General features: G+C 64.7%; 1 protein-coding gene. It reads right to left on the bottom strand.

The window, feature by feature from the left end:
• Positions 1-6,055: non-ribosomal peptide synthetase (locus tag H977_RS0128325; protein ID WP_029111011.1), on the bottom strand; the 6,055-nt coding region annotated here is incomplete at both ends.

The raw sequence follows: 6,055 nt of genomic DNA, 5'->3' as shown, positions 1-6,055 counted from the left end.
GTCGGGCCGGCTCAGCACTGCCGGTGACGTAGCCAACCAGACGCTTGTCGCCCGGGCGATCTTCTCGCGCAATGACTGCCGCCTGATCCACACCCACCAGATCGGCCAGCACAGCTTGGATCTCGCCCAATTCGATGCGATAGCCACGGATCTTGACCTGCTCATCGGCCCGACCCAGATACCGCAACTGCCCGTCAGGGCCCCAGGACACCAGATCCCCGGTGCGATACATGCGTCGCCCGGACCCACCGAACGGACACGCCACGAACCGCGACCCTGTCAACCCGCCCCGGCGCAGATACCCGCTCGCGAGTCCCGCACCGGCCACATACAACTCCCCGACCACCCCAACCGGCACCGGACGCAACCACCGATCCAGAACGAAAAACGCCGCCCCCGGCACCGGCACACCGATCGGCACCACCCTCGCCCCAGCTTCCAGCGGCGCAGTGAACGACGTGTACCACGTCTCCGTCGGACCATAACCATTGATCATCACCCGACCCGGCGCCCACCGATCCACCAACTCACTCGGACACGCCTCACCCGCCACCACCAACGCCGTCGACCCCAAACCATCCGAAGACAACGCCGCCGCCGCAGACGGCGTCTGATTCAAAACAGAAACACCCTCAGCAACCAACAACGCATGCAACTCATCCGGCGAAGCCGCCACCACATCAGACACCACCACCAACCGCCCACCACCCAACAACGCACCAAAGATCTCCCACACCGACACATCAAACGCATACGAATGCCACTGCGACCACACCCCCGCGCGCGGCAACCCCACATCCAAGGACCCGAGCAACTGAGTGACGTTGCCATGAGGCACCGCAACACCTTTCGGAACACCCGTCGTCCCCGAGGTATAGATCACATAGGCGATGTCGTCAGCAGCCGGCACCGGCAATGCGGTGACAGGCTGAGTCGCGATGAGCGGATCGGCCACGTCGACAACCTCGACCCCGCACACGCGCAGCCGTTCAGCCAAAGGGCCGGTGCTCAGCGCGGCAACCGGCTTGGCATCCGCGGCGACGACCGCGATCCGCGCGTCCGGATGCGCCGGATCGATCGGCAAATACGCCGCACCCGACTTGAGCACCGCCAAAATCGCGACAATCGCCTCCGCCGAACGATTCAGCAACAACGCCACACACTCACCCGGGCCCGCGCCATGATCAACAAGCACATGCGCCAACCGATTCGAGGCCTCATCGAGCTCGCGATAGGTCAACGAATGCCCCGAACAGGTCACAGCCACCGCATCCGGCGCACGGGCCACTTGCCCGGCGAACACCGCCGGTACCGACACCGCAGCACGCACAGACCTGGTCAGCGCCGCGCGATTGCCAAGCTCATCGAGGCGATCGTGCTCCGAAGCATGGACCACATCAACAGATGACAACGTTCGGGCCGGATCAGTGACGAGCACCTCCAGCACCCTCTCCAACCGCCCGATCACTCCTACGACGGTTTCGGCGTCGAACACATCGGTACGGAACTCCACCGACCCCGCAATCCCAGCCGGCTCCCCGCTGCCGCTGAAACTCTCACCCACCGAGAACACCAGATCCATGCGGGCGGTGTGTGTTTCAGTTGACATCGGTGCCGCCTGAACGTCACCCATCCCGGACTCGGCATCGCGGGCACCCGTGGGGTTCTGCCAGGCCAGCATCACCTGAATCAGCGGGTGATGGGCCATGCTGCGGGTTGGGTTCAGCTTGTCCACCAACACCTCGAAGGGCACATCCTGATGCTCGTAGGCTGCCAGGCTGCGCTGCCGCACCTGCGCGATCGTCTCGGCGAGGGTGGGGTCAGCGGCCAGATCGACCCGCAACACCAGGGTGTTGACAAAGAACCCGACCAGTTCGTCCAGGGCGGGATCGTTACGCCCGGCGATCGGAAAACCCACTGCCACATCAGGACTGGCACTCAGCTTCGACAGCAGCACCGCCAGCGCAGCCTGCACCACCATGAAACTGGTCGCATCGTTCGTCCGCGCAACCGCCGCCACCTGCTGCTGCAACCGCGCCGGCCACGCCACCGCGACACTGGCCCCCCGGTGATCGGCAACCACCGGACAAGGCCGATCCGTGGGCAGCTCCAAGCGCTCCGACAAGCCGGCCAAGGCGTGTTCCCAATACGCCACCTGCCCCGCGATGCGGCTCTCGGGATCAGACAGCTCACCAAGCTGATCGCGCTGCCACAACGTGTAATCCACGTACTGCACCGGCAAGGGAGACCACTCCGGAGCCTGCCCACCACACCGGCTGGCGTAGGCCACCCCCAGATCACGCACCAGCGGAGCAACCGACCATCCATCGGCAGCAATGTGATGCACCACCGCCACCAATACATGATCGTCGTCGGCAAGCCGGAAAAGCGTTGCTCTCAACGGAATCTCGGTCGCCAGATCAAATGCCTGGCCTACCGCCACACCGACTGCGTCCTCCAACCGGTCGGCCGGCCACCCGCCGGCATCGACAACCTGCCACCCGAACTCCGCGTCCTCGACCGACATCACCACCTGCCGCGGAACACCCTGATCGGCAGCAAACACCGTGCGCAGACTCTCGTGCCGGCCGACCACGTCCGCCAGTGCCCGGCGCACTGCGTCGACGTCCAACTCACCACTGATCCGATATGCCGTCGGGATGTTGTAGATCGGCGATGGCCCCTGCAACTGTTCCAGGAACCACAACCGCTGTTGGGCATACGAAAGCGGAATGACTGCCGGGCGTTGTTGCGGCGTCAACGGAGCCCGTACGCGAGCGCCGTCGCCGATGCGTGGGGCCAACTGGGCGATGGTGGGCGCCTCGAACACCGCGCGAACTGCCAGATCAGCATCGAGGCTGGTGTTGATGGCATTGACCAGCCGTGTCGCTGACAAGGAGTCGCCGCCCAGGTCGAAGAACGAGTCATCGACCCCGGCCCGCTCGAGACCCAGAACTCTGGCGTACATGCCGGCCAGGATCTCCTCAGTTGCCGTACTCGGCGCTCGGTATCGATCGAGGTCGGCGTATTCCGGTGCGGGCAGGGCGCGCTTGTCGAGTTTTCCGTTGACCGTCAATGGAAGGGACTCGACCAACACGACCGTCGCCGGCACCATGTACGCCGGCAATCGCTGCGACAGCTGGGTGCGCAACACACCCGGGTCCGCGGTGCCGGTGATGTAACCGACCAGTCGGTGGTCCCCGGGGCGGTCTTCCCGCGCGATCACCGCGGCCTGCTGCACTCCATCCAGGTCAGCCAACGCCGCTTGGATTTCGCCCAATTCGATGCGATAGCCCCGGATCTTGACCTGCTCATCGGCTCTGCCCAGATACTCCATCTGCCCATCAGGACCCCAGCGCACCAAGTCCCCGGTGGAGTACATACGCGATCCGGCCGGACCGAACGGGCAGGCGACAAACCGTGACGCCGTCAGCGCCGACCGGCGGCCGTAGCCATAGGCCACACCCCGGCCTGCGACATACAACTCCCCCACCACACCCTCCGGGACTTGCCGGAGCCACCGATCCAGAACAAAGGCGGCCGCCCCCGGCACCGGAGAACCGATCGGCACTACTCCCGAACCCGGCCGCAACGGAGCGCTGATCGTGACGCACACCGTGGCCTCAGTCGGACCATAGGAGTCGACCATCAACCGTCCGGGTGCTGCCCACTGATTCACCAACTCGGTGGGGCAGGCCTCACCGCCGACCACCAACGCGGTGGACTCCAAACCATCGGGTGACAGCATCCCCACCGCCGACGGAGTCTGACTCAACACCGTGACTTTTTCATCGACCAGCACTGCGTGGAAGTCCTCCGGCGAACTCGCCACCGCTTCGGAGATGATCACCAGCCGCCCACCGTGCAGCAGCGCACCGAAGATCTCCCACACCGAGACATCGAAGGCATACGAATGGCACTGCGCCCACACTCCCGGGAAGGGCAGTCCGGTGCCCAGGGATCCCATCAACTGGGTCACGTTGCCGTGGGGGACTGCCACCCCCTTCGGCACTCCGGTAGTTCCCGAGGTGTAGATCAGGTACGCGATATCACAAACCGCAGGTCCGGACAGCGGACTGCCTGGCTGCTCGGCAATGCGCGGATCATCGACATCAACCGCCGCTACATCACGGCCCTTCAATCGCCCGGCCATGCCCGCCCTGGTCACTACGGCCACCGGTGCGGCATCGTCGAGCACGAACGCGACCCGCGCATCCGGCACCGCCGGGTCGATCGGCAGATACGCCGCCCCAGACTTGAGCACCGCAAGGATCGCGACGATCGCCTCGGCCGAACGATCGAGCAGCAACACGACGCACTCACCCGGACCCGCACCCACACCAGTCAGATAGTGCGCCAAACGATTCGATGCCTCGTCAAGCTCACGATAGCTCCACGAGCGCCCTACACCGCTCACTGCGACCGCATCTGGCGTACGCGCCACCTGCCCGGCGAAAGCCACGGGTATCGACACCGCCGCCAACGGTTCAGCCAGAACTGCCCGATTACCGGCCTCATCGAGACCGGCGCGCTCAGCGATGTCCAAGATGTCGATCGTCGACAACAACCGCTCCGGGTGGGCGGTGATCGCCACCAACACCCGCTCCAATCGTCCGATCAACAGCTCAACGCCGGCCGCATCAAACACATCGGTGCGGAATTCCACCGACCCACCGATGCCGGAGGGGCCACCGGCCTCATCCCGTCGTTCGGACAGCGCGAACGTCAGATCCATACGTGCAGAATGGGTGTCGGCGGTCAGCGGGCTGACTTGCACATCGCCCATACTCGGCGTCTCTGCTTGGTCGCCACCCTGCCACGGGAGGTTCTGCCAGGCCAACATCACTTGGACCAACGGGTGATGAGCCAGCGATCGGGTTGGCTTGATTCGGTCCACCAACACCTCGAAAGGCACATCCTGATGCTCCAGAGCAGCCAGGCTGCGCTGCCGTACCTGCTCCACCACCTCGGAACCTGTGAGATCTCCGTCGAGTTCGACCCGCAGCACCAGGGTGTTGACGAAGAAACCGACCAACTCATCCAATGCCGGATCGCTGCGTCCGGCGATCGGGAAGCCGACTGCCACATCGGAATTGCCACTCAGGTTCGACAACAACACCGCCAATGCAGCCTGGACCACCATGAAGCTGGTGGCGTTGTGTTCACGGGCCACTCGCGCGACCTGCTGCTGCAACTCGGCGGGCCAATCCACCATCACGGTGGCACCGCGGTAGTCCGCGACCGGTGGATAGGGCCGGTCCGTCGGCAGCTCCAGCCGCTCGGGCAGCCCGGCCAGCGCCTGCTCCCAATACGCCAACTGCCCAGCGATCCGACTCTCTGGATCTCCCGGATCACCCAGATACGAGCGTTGCCACAACGTGTAGTCGACGTACTGCACCGGCAACGGTGCCCAGCCGGGGCCCTGTCCCGCGCACCGGCATGCATACGCCACCCCCAGATCCCGTACCAACGGGCCGATCGACCAGCCATCGCCGGCGATGTGATGGACCACCGCCACCAGCACGTGCTCACCCTCGCCCACTCGGAAAAGGGTTGCCCTCAAGGGAATCTCGGCTGACAGGTCGAAGCTATAGCCGACGGCCGCGTGGATCGCATCGTGCAACCGATCCACAGACCAGCCAGTAGCGTCGAATACCTGCCACCCGACGTCGGCCCGGTCTATGGGCACCACGACCTGCCGCGGAACCCCCTCGACAGAACTGAAGACTGTGCGCAATGACTCGTGGCGCTCCACCACATCGGCCAGTGCCTGGCCGAGCGCATCGACATCGAGCTCACCGGTGATCCGATATGCAGCAGGCATGTTGTAGATCGCCGACGGTCCCTCCAACTGGTCGAGGAACCACAACCGCTGCTGGGCATAGGACAACGGCAAAACATCCGGGCGCTGCTGGGCCACCAACGGCTCACGCCGACCCGAGCTCTCACCTGCACGCCCAGCAAGACCAGCCACCGTCGGTGTCTCGAACACCGCACGAACCGCAAGATCGGTATCCAAGCCCGCATTGACAGCATTGATCAACCGCATCGCCGA

Source organism: Mycobacterium sp. URHD0025 (assembly GCF_000426065.1).
Lineage (GTDB): Bacteria > Actinomycetota > Actinomycetes > Mycobacteriales > Mycobacteriaceae > Mycobacterium.
This window is presented reverse-complemented; position numbering and strand designations above follow the sequence as displayed.